The 24,617-nt window shown below is 43.5% G+C and carries 24 protein-coding genes and 3 tRNA genes; 5 read left to right on the forward strand and 22 right to left on the reverse strand.

Annotated features, from left to right (window positions below; all coding sequences use genetic code 11):
• Positions 1–852 precede the first annotated feature (852 nt).
• Positions 853–1,974: a replication initiation protein gene (locus tag ONT19_RS01260; RefSeq protein ID WP_264952469.1), complete on the forward strand. Its 1,122-nt coding sequence runs from the start codon at positions 853–855 to the stop codon at positions 1,972–1,974.
• 14 nt (positions 1,975–1,988) lie between these two features.
• On the forward strand, positions 1,989–2,213 hold the full coding sequence (locus ONT19_RS01265) for a DUF4248 domain-containing protein (protein ID WP_118192531.1): 225 nt from the start codon (positions 1,989–1,991) through the stop codon (positions 2,211–2,213).
• Positions 2,214–2,379: 166 nt separating this feature from the next.
• Here the strand turns inward: ONT19_RS01265 and ONT19_RS01270 are convergent, their stop codons facing one another.
• From ONT19_RS01270 to ONT19_RS01280, 3 genes are read right to left on the reverse strand one after another with little or no spacing between them, the layout of a single operon-like run.
• Positions 2,380–2,760 (reverse strand): hypothetical protein, encoded by a 381-nt coding sequence (locus ONT19_RS01270; protein WP_006846253.1) that lies wholly within the window; start codon positions 2,758–2,760, stop codon positions 2,380–2,382.
• A gap of 56 nt (positions 2,761–2,816) precedes the next feature.
• The gene (gene ribH, locus ONT19_RS01275) at positions 2,817–3,293 is read right to left on the reverse strand and encodes a 6,7-dimethyl-8-ribityllumazine synthase (RefSeq protein WP_006846254.1); all 477 of its coding nucleotides are present in this window, start codon (positions 3,291–3,293) and stop codon (positions 2,817–2,819) included.
• Between the two features lie 28 nt (positions 3,294–3,321).
• Positions 3,322–4,017, reverse strand: coding sequence for a tetratricopeptide repeat protein (locus ONT19_RS01280; protein ID WP_264952468.1), 696 nt, complete (start codon positions 4,015–4,017; stop codon positions 3,322–3,324).
• A gap of 209 nt (positions 4,018–4,226) precedes the next feature.
• Between ONT19_RS01280 and recF the strand changes: the two genes are divergently transcribed.
• Together recF and ONT19_RS01290 are read left to right on the forward strand one after the other, a co-directional pair.
• Entirely contained in the window at positions 4,227–5,324 is a 1,098-nt protein-coding gene (gene recF / locus ONT19_RS01285; protein WP_117691976.1) for a DNA replication/repair protein RecF, read from the forward strand.
• A 4-nt stretch (positions 5,325–5,328) separates the two neighbouring features.
• Positions 5,329–5,619 (forward strand): DUF721 domain-containing protein, encoded by a 291-nt coding sequence (locus ONT19_RS01290; protein WP_264952467.1) that lies wholly within the window; start codon positions 5,329–5,331, stop codon positions 5,617–5,619.
• 18 nt (positions 5,620–5,637) lie between these two features.
• Here ONT19_RS01290 and ONT19_RS01295 read toward each other — a convergent pair whose 3' ends face one another.
• The 17 genes from ONT19_RS01295 to ONT19_RS01375 all read right to left on the reverse strand — a co-directional run bounded on the left by ONT19_RS01295 (position 5,638) and on the right by ONT19_RS01375 (position 22,140).
• On the reverse strand, positions 5,638–6,183 hold the full coding sequence (locus ONT19_RS01295; RefSeq protein ID WP_117586694.1) for a 5-formyltetrahydrofolate cyclo-ligase: 546 nt from the start codon (positions 6,181–6,183) through the stop codon (positions 5,638–5,640).
• 3 nt (positions 6,184–6,186) lie between these two features.
• The gene (locus ONT19_RS01300; RefSeq protein ID WP_264952466.1) at positions 6,187–7,914 is read right to left on the reverse strand and encodes a S41 family peptidase; all 1,728 of its coding nucleotides are present in this window, start codon (positions 7,912–7,914) and stop codon (positions 6,187–6,189) included.
• A gap of 45 nt (positions 7,915–7,959) precedes the next feature.
• Positions 7,960–8,412 (reverse strand): deoxycytidylate deaminase, encoded by a 453-nt coding sequence (locus ONT19_RS01305; protein WP_200757265.1) that lies wholly within the window; start codon positions 8,410–8,412, stop codon positions 7,960–7,962.
• Positions 8,413–8,416: 4 nt separating this feature from the next.
• On the reverse strand, positions 8,417–10,504 hold the full coding sequence (locus ONT19_RS01310; RefSeq protein ID WP_264952465.1) for a M3 family metallopeptidase: 2,088 nt from the start codon (positions 10,502–10,504) through the stop codon (positions 8,417–8,419).
• Between the two features lie 95 nt (positions 10,505–10,599).
• The gene (locus ONT19_RS01315; RefSeq protein WP_264952464.1) at positions 10,600–11,274 is read right to left on the reverse strand and encodes a Crp/Fnr family transcriptional regulator; all 675 of its coding nucleotides are present in this window, start codon (positions 11,272–11,274) and stop codon (positions 10,600–10,602) included.
• 6 nt (positions 11,275–11,280) lie between these two features.
• Positions 11,281–12,300 carry an FAD:protein FMN transferase gene (locus ONT19_RS01320; protein WP_264952463.1) on the reverse strand — a complete coding sequence of 340 codons (1,020 nt, stop codon included), beginning with the start codon at positions 12,298–12,300 and terminating at the stop codon, positions 11,281–11,283.
• 21 nt (positions 12,301–12,321) lie between these two features.
• On the reverse strand, positions 12,322–12,966 hold the full coding sequence (locus ONT19_RS01325) for a DUF6048 family protein (RefSeq protein ID WP_118254948.1): 645 nt from the start codon (positions 12,964–12,966) through the stop codon (positions 12,322–12,324).
• A gap of 1 nt (position 12,967) precedes the next feature.
• The gene (locus tag ONT19_RS01330; protein ID WP_118152946.1) at positions 12,968–13,447 is read right to left on the reverse strand and encodes a DUF6452 family protein; all 480 of its coding nucleotides are present in this window, start codon (positions 13,445–13,447) and stop codon (positions 12,968–12,970) included.
• The gene (locus ONT19_RS01335; RefSeq protein WP_117691989.1) at positions 13,435–14,406 is read right to left on the reverse strand and encodes a glycosyltransferase family 2 protein; all 972 of its coding nucleotides are present in this window, start codon (positions 14,404–14,406) and stop codon (positions 13,435–13,437) included. Before ONT19_RS01335 ends, ONT19_RS01330 begins: the two co-directional genes overlap by 13 nt.
• Before the next feature lie 35 nt (positions 14,407–14,441).
• A complete protein-coding gene (locus ONT19_RS01340; protein ID WP_264952462.1) occupies positions 14,442–15,056 on the reverse strand; it encodes a DUF4199 domain-containing protein in 615 nt (204 codons plus the stop codon).
• A gap of 208 nt (positions 15,057–15,264) precedes the next feature.
• A tRNA-Thr gene (locus tag ONT19_RS01345) sits at positions 15,265–15,338 on the reverse strand.
• Positions 15,339–15,530: 192 nt separating this feature from the next.
• Positions 15,531–18,104 (reverse strand): endonuclease MutS2, encoded by a 2,574-nt coding sequence (locus tag ONT19_RS01350; protein WP_119226866.1) that lies wholly within the window; start codon positions 18,102–18,104, stop codon positions 15,531–15,533.
• A 106-nt stretch (positions 18,105–18,210) separates the two neighbouring features.
• Positions 18,211–18,891: a thiamine phosphate synthase gene (locus tag ONT19_RS01355; RefSeq protein ID WP_264952461.1), complete on the reverse strand. Its 681-nt coding sequence runs from the start codon at positions 18,889–18,891 to the stop codon at positions 18,211–18,213.
• A gap of 41 nt (positions 18,892–18,932) precedes the next feature.
• Complete coding sequence (gene thiD / locus ONT19_RS01360; protein WP_264952460.1) at positions 18,933–19,754, reverse strand: bifunctional hydroxymethylpyrimidine kinase/phosphomethylpyrimidine kinase; 822 nt, start codon at positions 19,752–19,754, stop codon at positions 18,933–18,935.
• Positions 19,755–19,762: 8 nt separating this feature from the next.
• Positions 19,763–20,665, reverse strand: a complete 903-nt coding sequence (locus ONT19_RS01365; RefSeq protein ID WP_264952459.1) for a radical SAM/SPASM domain-containing protein — start codon at positions 20,663–20,665, stop codon at positions 19,763–19,765.
• Between the two features lie 181 nt (positions 20,666–20,846).
• A tRNA-Ser gene (locus tag ONT19_RS01370) sits at positions 20,847–20,931 on the reverse strand.
• 333 nt (positions 20,932–21,264) lie between these two features.
• Entirely contained in the window at positions 21,265–22,140 is an 876-nt protein-coding gene (locus ONT19_RS01375) for an FAD-dependent thymidylate synthase (RefSeq protein WP_022121629.1), read from the reverse strand.
• A 111-nt stretch (positions 22,141–22,251) separates the two neighbouring features.
• Between ONT19_RS01375 and tsaA the strand changes: the two genes are divergently transcribed.
• Positions 22,252–22,932, forward strand: a complete 681-nt coding sequence (gene tsaA, locus ONT19_RS01380; protein ID WP_006846275.1) for a tRNA (N6-threonylcarbamoyladenosine(37)-N6)-methyltransferase TrmO — start codon at positions 22,252–22,254, stop codon at positions 22,930–22,932.
• A gap of 25 nt (positions 22,933–22,957) precedes the next feature.
• On the opposite strand, the gene ONT19_RS01385 is transcribed toward tsaA, so the two are convergent.
• Both ONT19_RS01385 and ONT19_RS01390 read right to left on the reverse strand, forming a co-directional pair.
• The gene (locus ONT19_RS01385; RefSeq protein ID WP_117692003.1) at positions 22,958–24,361 is read right to left on the reverse strand and encodes a glycoside hydrolase family 28 protein; all 1,404 of its coding nucleotides are present in this window, start codon (positions 24,359–24,361) and stop codon (positions 22,958–22,960) included.
• Between the two features lie 134 nt (positions 24,362–24,495).
• Positions 24,496–24,568 (reverse strand) — tRNA-Phe (locus ONT19_RS01390).
• Positions 24,569–24,617: the final 49 nt, after the last annotated feature.

Genomic DNA, 24,617 nt, shown 5'->3' on the forward strand with positions numbered 1-24,617 from the left:
GCTTACTCAAGTGGCTTTGTCAGATTACTCAAGTGGCTCAATCAGCGAGTCCAGCCGTCTGAGTAAGCGAATCCAGCCGTCTGCGTAACCCAGTGCAGCCATATCCTTAACCCAGCTCAGCCACATCAGTTGGTAAACGGAAGAACATCATTTGTTTACCTCATTTGAGTGCTCAATAACTATCAGGGCGAATTAACCTTTTTTGATGACTACCAGAGCCAATAATAGGTACCATCAGGGCGAATAATATGCCTTCAGAGATGCCCGAATGACTACCAGGGCGAATCCTAAAAATAGAAGATATTGAATATCAGATAGTTAGGAGCTATTTTTTCTTCCCTACACTATACCAAGTATATTATATATATACATTTACATCTTTTACACTATACGTAATACGGGAGGTAAAAGATTTTTTTTTCAACAAATCAGCTATTAAAATGCATTTTTTCTCTTCAAAAATTTGCATAAGTCTGAAATAAATATTACTTTTGCAACATGAAAGCGCGGAGAATGCGATTCTTCTCCCGATGAAGGACACCGGGATATGCTTTCGGTTAAGGATTAGAACATAGCTCATTGAGTAGGATTTTCTGCCCCGAAAGGTGAGTGAACAAACGGTAATCCTTACAGGGCATTCTATGCCTGATAAATTTGATTATGATTTATCGGCATGGATGCGAAGTAAGGAACGTTTGTAAGTAAGAATGAACGGCAGAAATCTACCCATGCGGATAGATCGTTTTATCTTATTTGTTTTCCTTACTCCAATTCCATGCCGGTTTTCAATAAACATTAACCAAGACTTGCCCCAATCGGTAGGCCACTAACGATTTAAACAGAAAAACGAATATGGAACAACGAAATCAACAGCCTCCGGGCGGACAGCAGTCCTTCCCTCAGACAAATCAACAAGAGAAACAACTGATAACCATCCTTGGCGTACAGGGATTGTCTTACCAGAACTATTCTGTGGTAGAACTCAAAATCGTTCTACAGATTATCAAGCATGCCCAGAAAGCCATCTTGGGCTATGTTATCCCTTATCACGTAACTCCCCAGACCTTTAGTAATTTCACGGTAGAACAGAGAGCTGCAGGCCACACGGATGTCACCATGAAACTGTCTGAGTTTTCTTATGGAGCTCCCCATTATGCGCAATTGCGCGATGCCATCCAGCGTATAGAATCCAAGCCCATCCAGCTGCCGTTCAAGCAGGGCGACCAGACCTACTACCGGAAATTTTCATGCCTGTTCAAGAGTGAGATATACCAAGACCGGCACAAGAACTGGTTGGTAAAATTCCGCTTCGACAACAACGTGATGCGGTTTTTCTACAATTACGACAAGGGAGTCAGCCGTATCGACCTCAATGCCATCAACCAATGCCGCAGTGCATCGAGCATCAAGTTATATCTCATCATGAACTGCTGGGCTGTAAAGGGATTCACCATCAGCAAAACGGCGCATATCCAGCAACTGATGCATGGCAAGGAAGATTACTACAAGACCTGGTCGGAACTGGACAGAAAATGTCTGGCTTTCGCCTGCAAAGACCTCAAGCGCCTTTACCGGAACCACGTCATAGACCAGTATCTTACCTATAAGCCTTTCTTTCTGGAAGAGGGTGAAAAAGTGAAGCATCACCTGCCCGAGCACATCACCTTTACCCTGCACGACCGTCGCACTTCTGGCGAAACTGCGGAGGGTGCAGAAGTGAGCAGCGAACTGAGAGGGCAGCGGAGCAAACTGAAACTCCGGCTGCAATGCAATTATGATGTGAGCGAGAAGAAGGCTGAGCAGTTGAGCGGCTATCTCAGGTTAGATATGATTGGCGACCTAGAAGACTTCTTCCTGCGAAAGGATTATTACATAGCCAACTGCAGGCGTTCGAACAAGAAGATGAACACGGGTGGCTATATGACCACAGCCATGGTAGGTTTCTTTAAGGATCATGGTGTAGAAGGATTGTAAAAAAAATAAAGCTTATGAATTATCCCCAACGTATGTACAGCAAGACCGAACTCGGTCTGCTCTATTTTCCCGACACAACCGACGGGGCGACAGCGCGCCGTCATATCATGGAATGGATCAAGCGTTGTGTGCCTCTCTGGAACGAGCTGCAACGTTTAGGCTACCAGAAGCGTAGCCAGTATTTCCCTCCCCGCCAGGTATCCACCATCTTCGAATATCTGGGCGAGCCGGGGGCATAAAGAGAATGTTGAAAAGGTAAAAAGGTAAAAAGAGCCTAGCGGAATGTAAGCTAGGGTGCTCTTTTTACCTTTTTTTTAGGGGACCAGCGATGGAATCGCTGGGGACGGGGGCACGAAGGGGGGTAGGCTTTTTTACCTTTTTACCCTTTTACCCTTTAAAGATAGTTTATTTCAATAACTTTTTGTAGTCCTTGTCAAATCCTTGAGGATGACGTCCGATGAAAAGGACATTGAGTAAGCAGTTGGCTGCCAGTTCTACATCATTGAGATCAGCGCCTTTGCCCTTTTTGACTTCCTTTCCCAGGCATACATCCCATGTGGACTGGAAACAGCTATCATTTGCTCCAACAAACATATCATTTGAGTCAGGATCTTCCATCAGTTCAAACTTGATAACCTTTTTGGATGTGATAGGTTGGATATTGCAAAGCATATCGAATGCTTTTTCAAAAATATCGCGATGCAACTGTGCATTTGGAAACATCACATTGACTGTCGGAAAAATCTCTTCAAATTCAAACGACTGCAATAGCTGGTAGAGTTTCATATGCTTATACCTTATTATATATATAACATTCAGTTTATCAACTCTCGTTGTGAAGACTAGAACTTAGCCATCTTGATAGCATCTATAGCACACTCATCACCCTTGTTACCCAACTTACCGCCGCTACGATCCTTAGCCTGCTGCAGATCGTTGGTAGTCAAGAGACCATAGATAACAGGAATTTCCTGAGTAGCATTCAGACGGGCAATACCGTAGGTAACACCCTCGCAGATGTAATCGAAGTGAGGAGTTTCACCACGTATCACACTACCTAAAATGATGACTGCATCATAGCCGCCATTCAAAACCATTTGATGGGCTCCATAGATAAGCTCAAAGCTGCCTGGAACAGTTTTCACATGGATGTTCTCAGTGAGTGCTCCATGTTTTTCGAGTGTTTTTACTGCTCCGTCGAGCAAAGCGCCCGTTATCTCAGGATTCCATTCTGCTACAACGATACCAAAGCACATGTTACTGGCGTCTGGTATTTTAGTAAAGTCGTATTCAGATAAATTATGAAGTGCTGTTGCCATATTGATTTCGAATAGTTATCAGTACAGATTAGTTAGAAGCGCGCTCGATGTACTTGTCGATTTCGCCACTCTGTACGAGCATAGCGTTAACATACTTCTTCTTAGCATCCTGATAAAGCTTCAAAGCTTCGTCTTTCTTACCCTGGCTTTCGAGAATCTCGCCAGCCTTGATCATGAATGTAGGAGAAAGACTGTTGTTTGTACCATCTTCGGCCTTGCTGTCAGCCATAGAAGCAGCCTTCTTGAAAGCATCTACAGCCTTGTCGAGCTGGTTGAGATGCGCATAAGCATCACCTAAGGCAGCTTCAGCAGCAGGACTGATCATCTGGTCGTCTTCTGAAGAGAAAGCTTCCAGACTCTTCTGAGCTTCTGCCCATTTGCCGAGGTTTGCATAGCAAAGACCTGCATAGAGGTTTGCCAGGTTACCTGCATCTGTGCTGCTGTATTCGTCAGCAATCTTAGTAAAACCTACATAGCCAGCGCCATCACCCTTCAATGCCTGCTCATACATCTGGTTAGCAAAGTAGGTCTGACCCTTAGCAAGCATAGTGCTAGCCTTGTCCTCACGAGGACCTGAGATCTGAGATACATAACCGAATACACCTGCAATGATAACAATGATAGCTACTACTGCAATGATAATTGCCTTCTTGTACTTCAAGAAGAAGGCCTCACGAATGTTTAGGCTCTCTGTTTCCTGAGCCTGTACGTTGTTGTTTGCCATTTTTATTTTGCTTTTTTATTATTCTATACTTTTTCGTTTCTGGTTTTGGGGCAATCTGTTCAATAGAAAGTTAGCTTTCAAATTGTGGAATGCCGCTAAACTTCTGCAAATTTACTCAATTTTATTCAATTATTGAAATTTCTAGCCTATTTTTTTTGTTTTTTCCTCTTTTTCTGCTAACTTTGCACTATAAAAGCAGAAAAGAGACTATGATTTTAAAGAATATTTCCATTATTAACTTTAAAAATATAAAGAGCGCCAATCTGGAGTTGTCGCCCAAAATCAATTGTCTGATAGGACATAATGGCATGGGAAAGACTAATTTCCTTGATGCCATCTACTATCTCTCTTTCTGTAGGAGTGCCTATAATTCTATCGATTCCCAGATTATTACTCATGATGAGCCTTTCTTTATGCTGGAGGGAAATTATGATAACGATAAGGGGGAGATAGAGAATGTTTACTGTGGCATGAAACGGGGTACCAAGAAGCATTTCAAGAGAAACAAGAAGGAGTATAAGCGTCTTTCGCAACATATTGGGCTTATCCCTCTGATTCTGGTTTCTCCATCTGATGTTTCTCTGATAGAAGGGGGAAGTGAAGAGCGCAGAAAACTGATGGATGTGGTCATCTCTCAGTATGATTACTCTTATATAGAGGCTTTATCCAACTATAATAAGGCTTTGCAACAGAGAAATGCTTTGCTGAAAATGGAGGAGGAGCCTGATATTACGCTGCTGGAACTTTGGGAACAGCAGATGGCGAGTAATGGTGAATTGCTGTACCGGAAACGGCAGGCTTTCGTTGACGAACTGGTTCCGCTGTTTCAGCAGATTTATCAGCAGATTTCGGGTGATAAGGAGCAGGTCCGTCTTCACTATGTTTCTCATTGCCAGAGAGGTCCTTTGCTGGATGTTATCCAGCGCGACCGGTTTAAGGATCGTGCTGTAGGGTATTCTCTGCATGGTGTTCACCGTGATGATCTGGAGTTTTTGCTGGGTGATTATCCGATGAAGAGAGAGGGAAGTCAGGGACAGAACAAAACTTTCGTGATTGCCCTGAAACTGGCTCAATTTACTTTCCTGCAGCGCACGAGTTCCAATACACTTCCTTTGCTCCTCTTAGATGATATCTTCGATAAGTTGGATGCACAGCGGGTTGAGGCTATTGTGAAACTGGTTGCCGGTGACCATTTCGGCCAGATTTTTATCACGGATACGAACCGTGATCATTTGGATAAGATTCTCCAGAACATGCAGGGAGATCATACGATATTCTATGTAGAGAATGGGGAAATAATAAAGTAAGAATATGTTTAGAAGAAAAGTTAAGTCAATAGCAGAACTCTTGCCTGAATTTCTGAGAAAGGAAGGCTTGGAGACTCCTTTACAGCAGAAACGCCTGATAATGAGTTGGGATTCTGTGGTAGGGGATAATATTGCTGCATATTGTGGTGATAAGTTTATCAAGAACCAGACTCTCTATGTAAAGATAGAGAATGCTGCATTGAGGGCTGACCTCACGATGAGCCGTGCTACTCTTGTTCGCCGTTTGAATGAACAGGTTGGTGCACAGGTTATTGCAGATATACGCTTTTATTGATATTCCCCGCTCTATATGCTATATGATTTCGTCCATGCATATATCTGTAGGGGTAACAGGAAGGAGTCCTTCCTCTTTGATTTTCTGGAAGTCGAAACAGATGCCTATTTTGTATGCATGTGGAATCTGGGCAAGAAATCTGTCGTAATAGCCTTTTCCTCTTCCTAACCGGTTGCCTTTCATATCGAAACTCATACCTGGGATTACGGCAAGTTCTATCTCAGGATATTTCTCTTCCGGATAAATCTTACCTTTCGGTTCAAGTATATGATAGGCTCCTTCCTTCAGGTCTTGAACTCCGGAATATTCTCTCAGTTCCATATTCGTATCGTCCAGCACAACGGGCAGTATCACCCGTTTTCCCCTGGAAACAAGTTGGTCTATATAATGATGGGTGTCCACTTCATCAGGAAGCGAATAGTACATCAGTATGGTTTGGGCATTCTGAAGATGCGGGTTGGAATCTAAACGTGATAATACAGAAAGCGACAGTTCCTCAAGTTGTCTTGAGGAATACTGTCGCTTTCTGTCTTTTATGATTTTTCTTAATTCTTTCTTGTCCATGCCTTAAGCATTTGCTATCATACAATTATTATGGTGTAAGGAAGAATAGTTGTAGGGCGTATTCGCCATAGCTATCTTTTCTTTCTTCGCAGCGCCTTTTTTGGCTGGCTCTGGTTTCTTTGGAAATGCTGCATGGTTCTCAAATACATCCAGCGTCTTTTTGATGACTGGGTCATCAAGATTGATGTACTGGGTCCATGCCTGCTCGTCCAACATATTGTAGATGATACGGCTGTCGATGACACGGTCTAACAGTTTGTGTGATTTCTTGATTAAAAGATTTCTACGTTTCAAACCACGTTTATCAGCATAGCTGGCAAACTTTTCAACCATGTCCTGACTGTCAAGATAATCGGCAAGTTCCATCATCTCCTTGAAGTTGTTCAACTTCGGACGGTTATCGTCTGTATAAGTGAAGGCAAACTGCAAGATGAGACCACTCAGACTGGCCTCCTTGAAATAGGATGTCATGCCGAGCGTATCTTCAGGAACAAAGATGTCTGGGGTGATGCCACCTCCGCCATAGACAATACGGCCGTTACCTGTATGATAAGCCGGTCCTGTATGCTTGATGCTATCCTGTGAGAAGAACTCTCCGTGCTGGTATCTGTCAAGCAAGTCTTGCTCATAATCCTTGTCATCTCCCAGCGTATATGGCTTCTGGATGCATCTTCCTGAAGGAGTATAGTAGCGCGCAATGGTCAGACGGATGAGGCTGTGGTCAGGGAATTCTATCTGTTGCTGAACCAGTCCCTTACCAAACGAGCGTCGTCCGATGATGGTAGCACGGTCATTATCCTGCATGGCACCCGCAAAGATTTCTGCAGATGATGCAGAACCTTCATTGATGAGAACTACCATCGGAATCTTCTGGTAGGCACCCTTACCGTCACTCATATAGTTATGTCTAGGCGATTTGCGTCCCTGTGTGTAAACGATGAGCTTCTTGTCTGGCAAGAATTCGTTTGCCATGTTTACTGCAGCCGTCAGGTAACCTCCTGAGTTATCACGAAGGTCAATACAGAGGTTGGTGAATCCCTGCTGTGAGAGTTTGGCCAGGGCAATCAGCATTTCCGGATAGGTGTTCTCGCCAAAGTTCTTGATACGGATATAGCCAGTTTTGTCGTTTAGCATGTAAGCTGCTGTAACACTCTTTGTCGGTATTTCACCTCGGGTTACGGTAAAGGTCTGAACCTTCTTGCTTCCATATCGTATAACTCCGATTTTCACCTTGGTATCCTTTGGACCCTTCAGGCGATGCATAGCCTCTTGGTTGGTTACAATCTTGCCAACAAAAGGTTTGCCGTCTACGGCTACAATCTTATCTCCTGCCAAAAGTCCGGCTTTCTCGGCAGGTCCATTCTGTATCACATTCTGTATATGTATCGTATCTTGGCGGATGACAAACTCTACGCCTACACCCGAGAACGAGCCTTTCAGATCGTCGGTGGCCTGAGCAGCGTCTTTAGCACTGATATATACGGAATGTGGATCCAGTTCTGCTAAAATCTGTGGAATTGCCTTATCTACCAGCGAGTCGATGTTCACGGCATCTACATATTGGTCATCAATAAGATGGAGCAGGTTGTTCAGACGGTTGCTTCCACTATTGATAACGTTGAGGCGATTTCCAGAGAAATGGTTGGAAAAGAATGTTCCGATGATAATACCTATCACAACACAGAATGCCATGATGAATGGCATAAAGCGGTTGGTCTTATTCTTACTCATGTTCATAACAATTCTCTTTTTACTAACGTTTTATCTATCTTATCTCTAATCTTCTGAAGAAGATGTCTTTTCATCAGGATTGAGGTATTCTACCTTGATTCCTGCTCGTTGCATCAGTTTGATACCATCGTCCAGACGGTATTTCTCTGCATATACAACACGCTTGATGCCCGACTGTATAATCAGTTTGGCACATTCTATACATGGAGAGGCGGTGACGTAAAGCGTACTTCCCTCACTGTTATTGCTGCTGCGAGCCAATTTCGTAATAGCATTAGCCTCCGCATGGAGAACGTATGGCTTGGTTACGTTGTTATCCTCACAGACATTTTCAAATCCGCTCGGTGTACCGTTGTAGCCATCACTGATAATCATTTTATCTTTTACAACCAGTGCACCTACCTGTCGGCGTTTGCAATAGCTGTTTTCAGCCCATATACGTGCCATTCGCAAATAGCGAAGGTCGAGCTTGGTTTGTTTGGAAAGTTCGTTTGCCATCCTCTTATCCTTTATTTTGTACCTTGATTTCGTTACGTTCCAGCAGTGCATCGATGGTTGGCTCTTGTCCACGGAACCGTTTGTAGAGAACCATAGGATGCTCTGTTCCACCCTTAGAGAGTACGTTGTCACGGAAACTTTGAGCAGTCTTCTGGTCGAAGATTCCATTCTTCTTGAATACACTGAAAGCATCAGCATCCAATACTTCTGCCCATTTGTAGCTATAATATCCTGCGGCATAACCTCCTGCCATGATGTGTGAGAACTGTACGGTCATGCAGGTTTCCTGCAACTGTGGCAATATCATCGTCTTTTTCCAGGCTTCCCTTTCATAAGGCATGATGTCGGCAGTAAATTCTTTCTTTTGGGTGTAGTATGCCATGTCAAGCAATCCGAAACTTACCTGGCGCAAGCAACCGTAGGCTGTCATGAAGTTGCGACTCTTCACGATGCGCTCTATGAGTTCATCTGGCAATGGTTCACCTGTCTGATAGTGGAAGGCAAATGTACGGAGAAAATCTTTCTCTATTGCATAATTCTCCATAAACTGTGATGGCAATTCTACGAAGTCCCACCATACGTTGGTTCCCGAAAGACTCTCGAAGCGGGTATTGGCAAACATGCCGTGAAGACTGTGACCAAACTCATGGAGGAAGGTTTCTACTTCTCCTAATGTCAAGAGAGCAGGCTTTTCCTCTGTTGGCTTGGTAAAGTTCATTACCACACTTACGTGAGGACGTATGTTGTTGCCCTTATGGTCTATCCACTGGCCCTGGAATTCTGTCATCCAGGCACCTCCTTGCTTACCCTTGCGAGGGAAGAAGTCGGCATAGAATACAGCCAGATAGCTTCCGTCTTTATCAAATACCTCGTATGCCTTGACGTCTGGGTGGTATACCGGTATCTCTTTGTTCTCCTTAAAGGTGATGCCATAAAGTTTGTTGGCGAGGCCGAACACACCGTCTATCACTTTGTCCAGCTGGAAATAAGGGCGAAGCATTTCTGCATCGAGATTATATTTCTCCATCTGGAGTTTATGAGAATAGAAGCCGAAATCCCATGGCTTCATTTCGAAATCTTGACCTTCCAGCTTCTTGGCAAGGGCTTCCACTTCTTTCACTTCCTTTTCTGCCGTTGGCTTATAAGCATCTATCAGGTCGTTGAGAAGTTTATATACATGTTCTGTATTGCTTGCCATACGATGACGAAGAACATAGTCGGCATAGGTTTCGAAACCGAGCAACTGGGCGAGCTCTCTGCGCAGGTTTACCAGTCGTTTGCAGATTTCCAGGTTGTTCTGCTCATTATCATGGGTACATACCGTATTGCGTGCCATATACATCTGTTTGCGGAGCTCACGCTGGGTAGAGTAGGTCATAAATGGAGAATAACTTGGATAATCGAGTGTGAAGATCCAGCCTTCTTTTTCCTGCTCTTTGGCGGTATGCGCAGCGGCAGCTTTTGCTGTTTCTGGAAGTCCGTCGAGCTGAGCTTCGTCTGTGATATGGAGCGTAAATGCCTTGTTTTCTTTTAAGAGATTCTGTGAGAACTGCAGAGTGAGCATACTGGCTTCTTCTGTAAGTTCGCGAAGTTTCTCTTTGCCTTCTTCATCTAAGAGTGCACCGCTGCGTACGAATCCGTCATAGCTGGTGTCCAGAAGCATCTTCTCTTCAGGAGTCAGTTCTCTGTTTGGATGATCGTGAACGAACTTGATGCGCTCGAAGAGTTTCTTGTTCAGCGTGATGTCATTTGCGTGCTTGGTGAGAATCGGACTCATCTTCTGCGCAATCTCTTCCATCTCATCGCAGGTTTCAGCACTCATCATGCAAGAGAAAACGTTAGATACACGGCTCAAGAGGTCGTAATAGTGTTCGCCCTTTTCGGTATCAACTCTTGCAATGGTATTCTCAAAGGTTGGTTCTGCCGGATCGTTTACAATCTTGTCTGTAGCCTCGTCATCACGGCGGATTCCCTCCATGAATGCTGGTTCATAATCTTCGAGACGGATTCGTTCGAATGGTACTGTATCGTGCGGTGTATTGTAAGGCACGAAGAATGGGTTGGTTCTATTTTGTATTTTATTGTCTTGCATATTGTTACTTTTTAGCTGCAAAGTTAGCAAAAAAATGCGTTATTGCCTTGATAATAAACGTTTTTAACTTATATTTATCGGTCGTTATACTTTCTTTAGCGTTTGATGAGATTTTCCAGTGCAGGGATATAGATTCTGCCTCGTTCTAGCTGGATAAGTCCTTCTGCCTGTAGTTCGTTGAGGGCTTTGGATACATAGATGCGCTTTACATTCATCTCTTCTGCTAAACGGGTCATCTTGATATGAAAGATTTTCTCGCCTGCCGGGCGGACGCTGTGGCTCTCGAAGAAACGGATCAGGCGCTCACTCAGTGTCTTGGCAGGAACTCTGAACAGTCTGCGGTTGTTCTTCTGGGATTGGGTGCAGACCAAGTTCAGAAGATTGATGCGGAATATTTCATATTCATCGGATAACTTCATGATCTCTTGCTTGCTGACTGACATGATGCTGCAGTTGTTCTTTGCCACATAAGTGTGGGTGAAACGCTGGGTAAGACCGAAAAGTCGTTCCAGCTGGAATGATTCCGGTGCCGAAATGTCTTCTTCTACCTGATAGCCGTAGTCATCTGCCTGGGTTATCACCTTAATATCTCCACTGATTAAATAATATAGACGTGTACAACTGGTGCCTTCTTCAACTATAGTTTCACCCGCTTCCAGTTTTTGAAAGTCAAAACGGGTTTTACCAGCTACATTTTGGAAGTCATAGCAAGTCATTCCCAGGAATAATGGGAGTGATAATAAACTGTCGTATAGTCTATTGGTTGACATGTAAGTTTATTTATTTAATATCTTGTTTTTGAGAGACGGTGAATACCATATCTTGTTTTGTCCTTTCTCGTCAGCATAGATGAGATATGCACAGAGGTCCGGATGATTTTTCAGAATCTGTTTTGCGCCCTCCATTCCCATTACCATAAACGAGGTAGCATAGGCATCGGCTGTAGCACAGTTCTTGGCTAAAACCGTTGCAGATAAGATGTTATGCTGTACAGGATAGCCTGTTTTTGGGTCTATGGTATGTGCATACTTCTTGCCGTTTTTATAATAGAAGTTTCTGTAGTTACCACTCGTAGCCATGGCTATGTCGGTAATATCAAGTACATCCTGAATTTCCTGACTCGTATTGGTAGAATCGTCAGTTGGCTTGTTGATACCAATATGCCAAGGCACTTGTTTCTCGCTAACACCGTTTACTACGATTTCTCCACCAATCTCAACCATAAAGTTGCTGATACCTTTCTTTTTCAGGAATCTGGCAACAATGTCGCTGCCATATCCTTTGGCGATAGCAGAACAGTCAAGCATGATCTTAGGATTTTGCTTGATGATGCGTCCCTTTTCCAAGGCTACTTTCTCATAACCAACCAGCGTTTTGATACTGTCTATCTTGGCTTTCGTAGGAGGTACCCCCTGCTTGAATCCAAAGCCCCAGAGGTTTACCATTGGGGCAACCGTGATATCAAAGGCTCCATTGGTTTCTTTTGAGATGCTTTCTGCCATGCGGAATACTTCGGTAAACATTTCGTCTACTTCGATATCTTTACCTTGGTTTACCTGTGTGATGACAGAGGTCTTATTGAAAGGAGACAAGGATTGGTCTACCTTCTTGAGTTCTGTTTCTATCTCTTGCTGGTAGTTGGTATCACTCTGATAGGTAATGTGATAGATGGTGCCAAAGATAAAGCCGGTATCTTTCTGATAGGGCGTATTATGCTGCTGGCGTATGATAACGATGGTACCAACGATAAGTATCAACAGAAATGGAATTTGCCAGATAAGTTTCTTTTTATTCATTCTTTACACATTATGAAGTCTTTAAATCTCTAGGGTTACATTGAATGTTCCGCCAAGGCGTGAACCTCCCTGCTTACCGTAGCCTGGCACATACCAGGTGTTGCCTAATTCTCCATCGTTCTTGAAGAGGCGGCGTTTGTATCTGAAACTCCAACCCATACGGACGGGACCCCAGATTTTGGCATCAATACCTATTACGCCTTCCAGCCAATGATAGTTGCAGGAAATGCCGTTACCTCCATAGGGCGTTTCGCCGCCCCATACCGGGTCTGTAACGGGTGGGGCGCTCAGGTCATATTCATAATAGGTGCAGGCATAACGGAAACCGCCAAACAGACGGTAGTCGTCGTGTTTGTTCTTCAGAAGATTCCAGTCTACACCTAATCTGAAATAGGGAGCGCTGGTCTTGTAGGTGATTTTGGTTGCCTCATCGCTGGCATCTGCCTTTCCATAACCCAATTCGAAAACAGGATAATACTTGTCTTTCAGATTGATACGGAGAGATGCTTCGTACTGCCCATAGTCGCTAACCATCAACTGTACGGGACCTATCAGGTCAACTCCCACAGCCATACCTCTAAAAAAAGGTATGGTATCAGGCTGCTGCTCTATGATCTTCTTCTTGCTTTGGGCCTGACAGGGGAGAACAGCAAATAGGGATAGCATACTAGTTGCGGCTGCCAAAATATATGTAGAAATGTGCTTTGGATGCATCATAATTTACCTCTTTTTGATTGATGACTATTGAGTCAATATAATTGTGAGTAGTCTTAACATCGGTTATCGTATGGAAGAACGATGGACTGCAGTCTACCGACTCAAAATGAGAGCGGTTTTCCTTTGATACAGTCACGGTGTCCTTGAATACTTGCTTCGATAGGGTATGTATCTCGAAAAACAATACGTCTTCATCCAGGCTGTAACTCATAGGCAGACTGAAACTGTCTACGTTTACATCCTTATTGATCAGCACACTATCTGTTCCTGCTATCTTTTTCGTAGAAATCGTTAGCGTGTCTTTTAGCGTCTTATTGTCGCCCATCAACTTGTATTTGGTATATACAGTATTGTTGAGTGGGCAGTCGAGAGATGTACATCCCATCATGGCCAGAACCATGAAAACGACGAAAGGTATTATTTTCCGCATCTTATTTCTTTTTCTATTTGATAATCGTTACGGTTTGGGTTCTGGCGGCTGATAAGGTCGCCCAGGAATCCGGCAAGGAACAGCTGGCTACCCAAAACCATTGCTACAAGAGCAATGAAGAAGTAAGGTGAATCGGTAATGAGATGTCCGTAGATGCCGTTGTGCAGGTCGATGGCCTTGTCTATACCTAAGCCGATGAGCGATAGGAAGGCTATGAAGAATACGACGCTACCCAGGAAGCCGAATACGTGCATTGGCTTTTTGCCAAAATTGCTAAGGAACCAGAGAGTCATCAGGTCAAGATAACCATTTACAAAGCGGTTCCATCCCATGAACTTTGATTTACCGAACTTTCTTGCCTGATGATGAACAGGCTTTTCGCCTATCTTGGCAAAACCTGCATTCTTGGCTAGATATGGGATATAACGATGCATCTCACCATATACCTCGATATTCTTAACTACGTCGAGGCGATAAGCTTTCAGACCGCAGTTGAAGTCGTGCAGATTGTGTATGCCGCTTACTTTGCGTGCAGTAGCATTGAAGAGTTTGGTAGGGATGGTCTTGCTCAGAGGATCTCCTTCTTTACGGTTCTGCTTGTAACCTGACACGAGGTCGTATCCCTCTTTCTTAATCATCTGGTAGAGTCCCGGAATCTCGTCTGGAGAATCCTGCAGATCGGCATCCATGGTGATGACAACATCGCCCTGCGCTTCTTTGAAACCACAGAAGAGTGCTGGGCTCTTTCCATAATTTCTGCGGAATTTGATACCCTTCACTTGCTCGTTCTTCTCAGCAAGTTCTTCTATGACGTTCCATGAACGGTCGGTAGAACCGTCGTTCACAAAGATGACTTCATAAGTAAAATCGTTTGAGTCCATTACTCGCTTTATCCAGGCGAAGAGCTCTGGTAACGACTCTTCCTCATTGAAAAGAGGAATTATTACTGAAATATCCATTATCTTGTATTTATCTGTTTGTTTCTTATTTATTGTTATTTTGTATGCTGTTGTTTATCCTTCTTTGCCATTACAGCAGCAATAATCGGACTGAGTACAGCACCTGCTACCAGGTCGGTAATCATAAACATGGAAGCCCAGGCTATCGGTTTCATCATACTGACGGCATCAAGAAGGGTTTTAGATTCCTCTGCAGTTAACTGATACGCTTGTGCTACTATCTGATAGTTGGTTTGCAGTTGGTTCATGAATAGACCCGTATCCATAAAACGGAACCAAAGATATTGCACAAGGGTAAGCAGAAGGGTTGCATTGAAGAATGTCTGGATGCAATAGTAGAATGCATGACGGAAAGAGATATGTCCGTCTCTTGCATAGTCACGGAATGCCTTCAGTCGCTTGGCCACAACAAATGGGGTTGCTATGATGAGAATGTTGGAAATGAATCCCAGCATCTGGTATTGCGGGTCTACTGCCAGCATGGTACATATGAAACTGACAATCCAGACAGCTCCGAGGATGGCACCATCTTGCCGGGCGAATGCTTTGGTTTGTCTTATCTTGCCTGTGTCGATGATAATCGTTTTAACCTTATGCATTTGCTGGCTTGTCTTCTTTTCTTCCTGATTCTCGTTATTTTCTGTATTCATTGTTTTTATTGTATTTCTACGGATGTAACATATCAATTTGCAAAAATACAACTTTTTTATTATATAAGGTGTAAAGGGTGGAAATATTTATATATAATTAAAGATAAATCCTCGTGAAATAGAGGTTTCAACTGTAATGTTATGAAATATAGAAGTAAAATGTATGTAAATAAAAAAAAGGAACCTTCCAAAAGAAGATTCCTTTTTGAGCCTCTTGTCGGATTCGAACCAACGACCCCGAGATTACAAATCACGTGCTCTGGCCAACTGAGCTAAAGAGGCGGGTGGACAAGCGATTCATATCGCACCGCTACAACCAAGTACCCTTGCTATGTTCCCATCCTGGGGGATTCCGAGGGAGCTGGTCGTATGAGACTTGTCCGTCTCAATTTTTAAGCGGGTGCAAAGGTACGGTTTTTCTTTGAACCCGCCAAATGTTTTGCCGAAAAACTTCAGTTGTTTAACGTTTGTTTGCTAAAAATCAACTACCGTAATGCCTGATCCGCCAAATTGTACGTGTTCATCTGCATAATGGGTCACATTAGGCACACTACTCAGATATTGGCGAATGAGCTGTCTTAGGATACCATTTCCCTTTCCGTGAAGGATTCTGACTCTTGGCATTCCTACCAGGATAGCATCATCGATGAAGTATTGTACCGCATTAAGTGCTTCATCGCCTCGCATTCCGCGAACGTCCAGATCCTGGTGGAAGTTGGATTTATGTGAGTCAATGGTCTTTCTGGTTTCCTTACTGATACCGTATGAAGCCAGATTTTCCTTGCGCTCTTCAGTTTTGTCTGCATTTTCAACAGGAGTTGTGGCATGCTCCAGACGGTTCAGGCGCATCTTGGTTCTCATTCCTCCAAATACGGCAGTTGCTGTATCTCCAGTAATGTTTTCTATCTTTCCGACAGTAGTCAGTCCCTTGATGCGCACCGTATCGCCAATCTGAATATCACGTTTACTATCTGCTTGAGTCTTGTTCTGTGCATTCCTCAGTGCAGCTGCAGCCTTCTCCTGATTCTCTTTCTTTTCAGCCTGGCGCTTGGCATGGCGCTCTTTGCGTTGTTGAATCTGGGCTATCTTGCGGGCAATTTTGTCATCGGTCTCCTTGGTATCAATTTCCTGAACCTCTTGCTTGAAGGTATCAAGTTCCTGACGGATTCGGCGGGTTTCTTCTTTTTCAGCCTGGCTTTCTTTGATTTCCCGGATGGCGTTTTCGATTCTCTTGTTACTTTCTTTCAGAAGTTCTGCGGCTTCTTCTTTTGCCTTTTTGAGAATAGCCTTTCTGCTTCGCTCAATATCCTCTATGTCGTTTTCGTACTTGGAGATTGTTTTCTCCATGTCTTTTTCACGCTGATGGATATTCTGGCGTTTGTTTTCCCAATATCGCTTGTCACGAACTATATCCTGAAGATACTTGTCGCTTTGAATGTATTCAGAACCAACGATATCTGAAGCTTCCTTGATTACTTCTTCGGGTAATCCTATCTTTCTTGCAATTTCGATAGCGAAAGAAGAACCTGGTCTGCCGATAGCTAATTGGAAGAGGGCTTTCATCTCATGGCGGTCGTAGAGCATGGCGCCGTTAACCACTCCTTCATGGCTGTCGGCAAAATGCTTCAGGTTCTGATAGTGGGTGGTAATCACACCATAAGCTTGCTGCTTGCAGAACTTGTCGAGTACAGCTTCGGCGATAGCACCACCGATTCCTGGCTCTGTACCTGTACCAAACTCATCTATCAGAATGATGGTCTCTCCATTGGCTGCCTTCATCATATTCTTCATGTTCAGAAGATGAGACGAGTAGGTACTCAAGTCATTCTCCAGACTCTGTTCGTCACCGATATCAATCATGATGTTTTGGAAAACACCTGTCTTTGAACGCTCACTTACAGGGATGCTCAAACCGCATTGTAGCATATACTGTAATAATCCGACGGTTTTCAGACAGACAGATTTGCCGCCTGCATTTGGACCGGAGATGATAAGAATGCGTTTGTCCTGTGTAAGCATGATATCCAACGGAACTACTTTCTCGTTTTTTTTCTGTAGAGATAGCTGCAATAATGGGTGTATCGCACGGGTCCAGTCTATGTGTGGGTGGTCTTCTACCTCGGGTTCTATGGCTTTGAAGATATCAGCCAGTTTTTGCTTGGCTTGTATCAGGTCAATGATGGCAAGAAAGCGGTAACTGTCCAGAATTTCTTTGGAGTATGGGCGTACCTTGTTGGTGAAGTCGGTGAGGATGCGGATGATTTCTTTTCTCTCTTCACCCTCCAGTTCACGTACACGGTTGTTTGCCTCTACCACCTCGGTAGGTTCTATAAAGACTGTTTTACCTGTGGCACTCTCATCGTGTACGATACCTTTGATTTTGCGCTTCAGAGTAGGGATGACGGGAATAACCAGTCTGCCGTCACGCAGGGTAGGGGTTACGTCTTTTTCTACGATGCCTTCACTTTGTGCCGAGCGCAATATACTATATAAGGTACGTGAGATGCTGCCCTCTGTCTTTGCCAGTTCTCTGCGAATCTGAAGAAGTTCAGGGGTTGCATTATCTCTTATCTTGCCGAATTTGTCAAGTATCTGGTCGATGCGCTGAATCAGTTGTGGAAAAGTAACTACATCCTGCGAAAGGCGATGTAGGGCTGGGTAGGGATACTTTTTCTCTCTTTTCCATCCGTCTTCCGGCTCGTCATCGTCATCGCTGTGATTCAGTATCTTTACCATATCTGCTATGGTAGATAGTGAACGTCGCAAGTCAAACAGCTCGTCCTCCTCCAGGTGACTGTTTTCTACACGGATACGGAGGATGCTCTCCCTTACATCATAGAAATATTGTAGGGGAAAGTCTTCTACTTCCTCCATCAGTCTGCGGAACTCACGCACCTGCATGAGCCATTCGTTAACTTGTTCTGCATCGCTGCTGAATGCCATCTTGTCTACCTGTTCCTTTCCGAGTGGAGAGAGGCATCTTTCGCGCAGCATCTTGCGGATTTCATTGAATCCTATCTTATTTTCAAAATTATCTGGATATATCATGGGTGCAAAGGTAGTGCAAATCGAAGACAATACAAAATAAAAAAGCATTTTTTTATTTTTATTGTTGAGATTCGGCCTGTCTTATTAGAAAGTAGTGTATTTCCCTCTACCAAATGTTTGAACTGTTAAGCGTATTCTTAGCATTTCCGGGTGTAAGTTTCTGCTTAATTACGGCAAGATATTCCGTCCATTTTGCATCAGTTCTTCTGTTCCAGACGTCGCCTAAAAAAGCAGCTCCACCAAAGTTCCATGCTCTCAATTGTGGAATATATTCAGGGGTGACACCTCCCAATGCGACTACTCGCTCATTGATGATTCCATTGATGCCTGCTTCCTCTAAGTCTTTGTTAGAGAAGGAATGTTTGTAGCCTTTCTTTGAAATGCTGTCAAAGATTGGACTGAGGAAAACATAATGGCAGGCAGGCTTGAGAATCGCACTCTTTTCGTCTTTGTTCTTGGGTGATATAGTCTGGAGAGCTTGTTCTACTTCCTTAAAACTATGGCAGGATTGTGAGATGCTTCCTTGAAAGCCTTCTGGAATCTCGTGGTTTCTGCTGTTAAGATGAATACCATGAAGATGAAATTCCTGACAAAGTTCGAAGTGATCGTGTACTACGATCTTTTTATGCCATTTCTTGTCGATTTCCTGTATCAGTCGCTTACATTCCTCTATATTTGATTCTGGTTTGCGCAGATGTAGCAGGTCTATACCTGCTTTAAAGAGTTGGTTGATATAGGTTGATTCATTCTCTATAAAATCGGGCAGAGTGATTACTATCCATTTCATATTCGTTGTGACTTTATTTGTTTATATAAAGGTGTTGGCTGTTATTTGGTAAACAGTGCCTTGGGTTCATAGAAATGATTCACCGGACCATGACCTTTTCCTATCTGTACATCTTTTCCTGCCAGAATTGCGCCTGAAAGATAGGTCTTTGCCATGGTGATAGCTGTATTCATATCCATTTCTCTTGCCAGATAAGAAGTGATGGCTGAGGATAGGGTACAACCTGTACCGTGGGTATTGCGTGTGTTTACGCTAATGCCTCGATAACTGGTAATAGGTTTTCCGTCTTCGAAGAGGTAATCAATCTTTTCTGCTCCCTGGAAATGGCCGCCTTTGATGAGTACATATTTGCAGCCTAACTTACTGATGGCTAAAGCTGCGTTCTGGATGTCTTCCTTATTCTGTATCTTCATACCTGCCAGTATCTCTGCTTCCGGGATGTTAGGTGTTAGCAGGGTAGCTAGTGGTAATAACTCCTGTATGAAAATGCTGAGAGCGTCCTCCTGCATGAGTCTGCAACCACTGGTGGAAACCATCACTGGGTCTATGATAAGATGCTGGTATTCCCCTTGGTATCTCTTCAGGGTTTCTGCGATTGCTTGGATGGTGGCACGGTCGTTCACCATACCTACTTTGATGGCATCTGGGTGGATGTCGTCCATCACAGCTTCTATCTGGCCCTTTACTATTTCGGGGTTGATGTCTTGGATGGCATAAACTCCCAGGGTGTTCTGTACGGTAATGGCTGTAATGGCCGATGCGGCATATACGCCTAGTGCTGACATTGTCTTGATGTCAGCTTGTACGCCGGCTCCTCCGCAACTGTCAGATCCAGCTATTGTCATTGCTGTATAATATTTCATAATTCCTATTAACTTCTTGCTTTTCCTCTAAAACTGTTTCTTACCAGGGCTGATTCACAGGTCTCACAGAGATGTTCTGTGGCTTGATGGTGCTTGAAACCTTCTATCATGGCTTGGGCACGGGGTGAAGCCAGAATTTCTTCCAGCGATTGTTCAAGCAGGTTCCCAAGTGCTACATCTCCGTTGTGGTCCAAACAGCAGGGTACCAATGTTCCGTCTGCCAATACGCCTATCTGTTTGAGTAGGGCTTTACAGAAAACTTCTCTTTTTTCTTCTCTGATACCTGATTTCTGATTTCCTTTTATCATTTTCTTTTCTTCGATATGGTTATCAAAGTTGGGCCATTCGAATTTTCTGTCAAACTCCAGATAGAGATTATTGGCAAGTCTGTAACCGTCAGGTCGTTCTTTCCAGGGTTTGGGAACAAATTTTTCGATGTGCTCCATTACTTCTTCATTTTCCCGGTCTTTTCCTCCTTGGTTCCAGAGTCTGAGAACTATGCAGGTTCCTTTCTCTGCTGCTTGGGTTGAAAAAGTCATCACCTCGTTCATGTAACTGGCAAGCTCTCCCTTGGCATTACTCTCGTGTGAGTGGAGCGAGAGCTGTATTTTGTGGGGAAGTGTGTCAAGGAGATCCATAGCTTTGGGTAGCAGAGTGCCGTTGGATGTAAGTACGGTTTTGAAACCTTTCTCTCTTGCCATATTGATAAACTCGGGTAGAAGAGGGTGTAGTAGGGGTTCGCCCATAATGTGGAAATATAGGAAACAGACCTTCCCGCGTATCTTGTCGGTGAGCAGGTCGAATTCCTCAGCACTCAACTGTCTTTTCTTCCTTGTATGTTTTGGACAGAAGTGGCAGTTGAGATTACATGTATTAGTGATTTCTATGTAACAGCGATCTATCATTGTCATGTCTTTTCTTGCATATAGCTTACTTTTTAGCAAAGTTACATGTTTTCTTTGATATGACCAAATAATATAGCATAATTTTGCATTTGAAGTCTTCTTGTCGTGGATAGTGAATGAATATGAAGGAAATATACAGATATGAAAAATAAAAAAGCCTTCTGAAATTTCTTTCAGAAGGCTCTTGCGGAGAGAGAGGGATTCGAACCCCCGGTACCTCTCGGTACGACGGTTTTCAAGACCGTTGTAATCGACCACTCTACCATCTCTCCATTGTTTTAGTCTGGATGACTATAGCTTGGTTTTCTTAAGCGGTTGCAAAGGTACTACTATTTTCTGGTTCCACCAAATTTTTTGCCAACTTTTTTTTGTTTTTCTTCAAAAAAATGCGTTTTGGGGGCTAATAAGTGACAAAATCGGCAAAAAATAGAGAGGTAAGGCTGAAAAAGACAATAAAAAAGGGCTACCGCCGTAGCCCCAATCTTGATAACCTTAAATCTAATACTATGAAAAACACACTGCAAAAATACAAAATATATCTATTCGTTATGTCAAAAGAATAGAAAATCTGTATTTTGAAAGGGTGCTTTAATATTTTTTAAACCTTATAGGTAACCTTTCTGCTTAAACTCTTCCATCAGTGGCAAGGCTAAAATCTTGGCATCAGGATGTGGTGCACCGGTAGTACCTAATGCGCGAAGGTCGAAGAAATGTTTCCAGTCACTCACGAAAGCGGTATGAACCAGTTCTGTGTTGCAGTCCAATGGTAGGATGGCTCGTGCTTCCTGTGGTTTGCAACCTGCCTCTATCAGTTTCATGTAGGCATATTCGGCAGCCTGATTGGCGAATATCCAAGTAGTGAGTTTACTCCATTCAGCAGTTCTTCCTTCTGCAATGTCAGCACACATATCTTCTATTCGGTAGTCGCTGGGATCTTGTGAACCATCGAAGCCTTCTGCTTCTACCCATGTAGGCAGGTTGATGGTAATCTCGTTATCAAACTTATTCTTCGAATAGTTGCAGTATCGGGTACTCTGCTCTGCCATAGAGTTGGCACGATGACGGTTATATTCTCGGGTTATGGAAATCTGAGTAGTAAAATGAACGGTAATACGGAGTTCGTGCTTACCTTCTTCATAGTTGCTGAGGTATTTCAAATCATCCATCGCCTTGTTTTCTGCCAATACTCGGAGATTGGTTGTAATATAGTCTTTGCCGTCTAAAGTTTTCAGACGTGAGAACTTGTTGTGGGTATAAAGCGGCAACTCTCCATGTTTGCATACCAGATACACGGTTCCATGTTCCAGCATGGCAAAGTGTTCACTCTGCACCATCCGATCCACGAAAGGTTTGGCAGAATTCACAGTGGTATTATTCTCACTTTTATAGCATACTCTTCCTGCTCGTTCTATCTGCTGGTAGATACCGAGCTCACCTGGTTTCTGTAACCAGATTTCATACGATGGTCTTTGTATTTTCATTTCTTTTTGTTTTTTGTTCTGTCTGCAAAGGTACATTATTTTGTGCATACGGCAAAATAATTCATGCCTTTTTTCGTCTTATATATAATTAAGGTGTAATAATTAGTAAATATGGAGATAAAACCAATAGCATATTTTCGTTCTCCCTTCAGTAGTAAGTTTGGCATCCCCAAACAGGCTGGATTGGTAGCAGAACTGGAAGGACAGATTGTTTTTGAACCCGAATTTCGTAACCCTGATGCGCTGCGTGGCATGGAGGGCTTTGATTATCTTTGGCTGATTTGGGAATTTTCTGCCAATAGGCACAAAGCGCACAGTCCGGTTGTTCGTCCTCCTGTGTTGGGAGGCAATGAGAAAGTGGGTGTCTTTGCCACTCGAAGTCCTTTCCGTCCCAATAATATAGGTCTTTCATCGGTAAAAATTTCTCATATCGAATGGGAGACTCCTCATGGTCCTGTCATTCATGTTAAGGGAGCTGATCTTATGGACAAAACACCGATATTTGACATCAAGCCGTATGTGGTGTATGCCGATTCTCATCCTGGGGCAAGGAGCGGTTTTGTTGATGACCGCAAATGGCAGAAACTTGATGTAGAGATTTCTGAAGATGTAGACAGGCATCTGCGTCTGCAGGGATTGAATGCAGAAAAGATTGAAATATTGAAAGAGGTACTTGCCCAAGATCCCCGTCCGCATTACCAGAAAGACCCTCATAAGGTCTATGGAATGCCTTATGAGGGTCTTGATATTCATTTCACGGTTTGCGATCATACGCTTACTGTTGTCAAGTAGACTTCTTGAATGTTGAGTAGAAAATTTACTTTGCGAAACTTTCAAAACGTACGTTTTCCAACAGAATTTTGCAGGCAGCATCGATATTCTTGGCTTCCTTGGTGTAGAAGATATTGGAGTTCTTGATGGTGATATCGTGTACCATACCTTCTGCACCATGTGCTTCAATACCTGTTTCGCAACCTCGTACGTAGATGTTGCTCATGTGGATATCCTGAAAGTTTGGCAGGAATTCCTGCTTTACGGGAGTTGTCTGCTTCTGGGCACCTACATGGTTGTCAAAATAAGTGGTCTCAAAGGTGATGGCTGCATCCTTGATATCGGTCATGTAGATATGGTCGATATAGATGTTCTCTGATGTTCCACCTCTCTTCACTGCACTTTTAAAGCGTAAACCGGTATCTGTTCCCTGGAAAGTATTGTTGCGAACAACAATATTCTTCATGCCGCCAGAGAACTCGCTGCCGATAACAAAACCTCCATGGGCATGGTATACGGTGTTGTCCTGGATATTGATGTTTTCACAAGGACCTGCTGCCACACCTGCTGCGCCTGCGCCACCCTTCATGCAGATACCATCATCACCTGCATCAATCACATTGTTTACGATGAGTACATCCTTACAGCTTGAGATATCAATCGCATCACCGTTCTGGGCATTCCATGGACATTTTACGGTGATTCCGTCGATAGTCACATTCTTGCATCGGGTAGGGATGATGTGAAACTTAGGGCTGTTCAGAAGTGTAACACCCTGTACGAGCACATTCTCGCAACTGGTGAATCTGATCATGTGTGTTCGGGTTTTCTCCTGTGTATCCATATTCTCTGCCACGTTAGGTTGATGTTTCAGATTGAATGGATACCAGATGTCACCTTTTTCATTAAGAGTTCCGCCCATAGCCTGGAATTCTTTCCATTCTACGTCACTAACCTTACTGCGCTTTACCGGTCTCCACCATTCTCCGTTTCCGTCAATGGTGCCCTCGCCTGTGATAGAAATATTTTTTCTCTTGCTGGCATTGATGGCTGGAGTTGCACGGTTTTCTTTCTTTCCCGTAGTCTCGTCTATCTTGAAATGGTCGTTCTTGTCTTCTGAAAGAACGATGATGGCATTCTTTTCCAGATGCAGGTCAATATTGTCCTTCAGTGAGATGAGACCGGTGAGGTAGATACCTGCAGGCACATTAAGATGACCGCCGCCCATCTTGTTCAGTTTGCTGATGGCTTTGGCAAATGCCTGGGTATTCATGGTGAGTCCGTCTCCATTACCGCCACATTCTAAGATACTGACATGATTGTCTGGGATGCTAGGCAATGTTGGTTGCTGCATCTGAACTGGTAAGTTCTGATAATACTTACTGTAATCTTTGGCATTGGCTGTCACAAATGAGAAACAGACCAATAAAGCTATTAAAATCTTCTTCATAAGCTTTTTAAGTTTAGTTTGTTTAATAAATTCTATACTTTGTCTTGTTTGTAATATCTGTTACCTTAAGGTGTGGATATAAAAAAAAGACGGCCCTAACCACAGTTAGTAACCGCCTTTTATGAAAGGAGGAGTGGTACCACCAGGAATCGAACCGGGGACACAAGGATTTTCAGTCCTTTGCTCTACCAACTGAGCTATGGCACCATCTTGCTTTTTGCGGTTGCAAAGGTACAATAAATATTTTAATTGAGCA

Source organism: Segatella copri (assembly GCF_026015625.1).
In the GTDB taxonomy this organism is placed as follows: Bacteria; Bacteroidota; Bacteroidia; order Bacteroidales; family Bacteroidaceae; genus Prevotella; species Prevotella copri_H.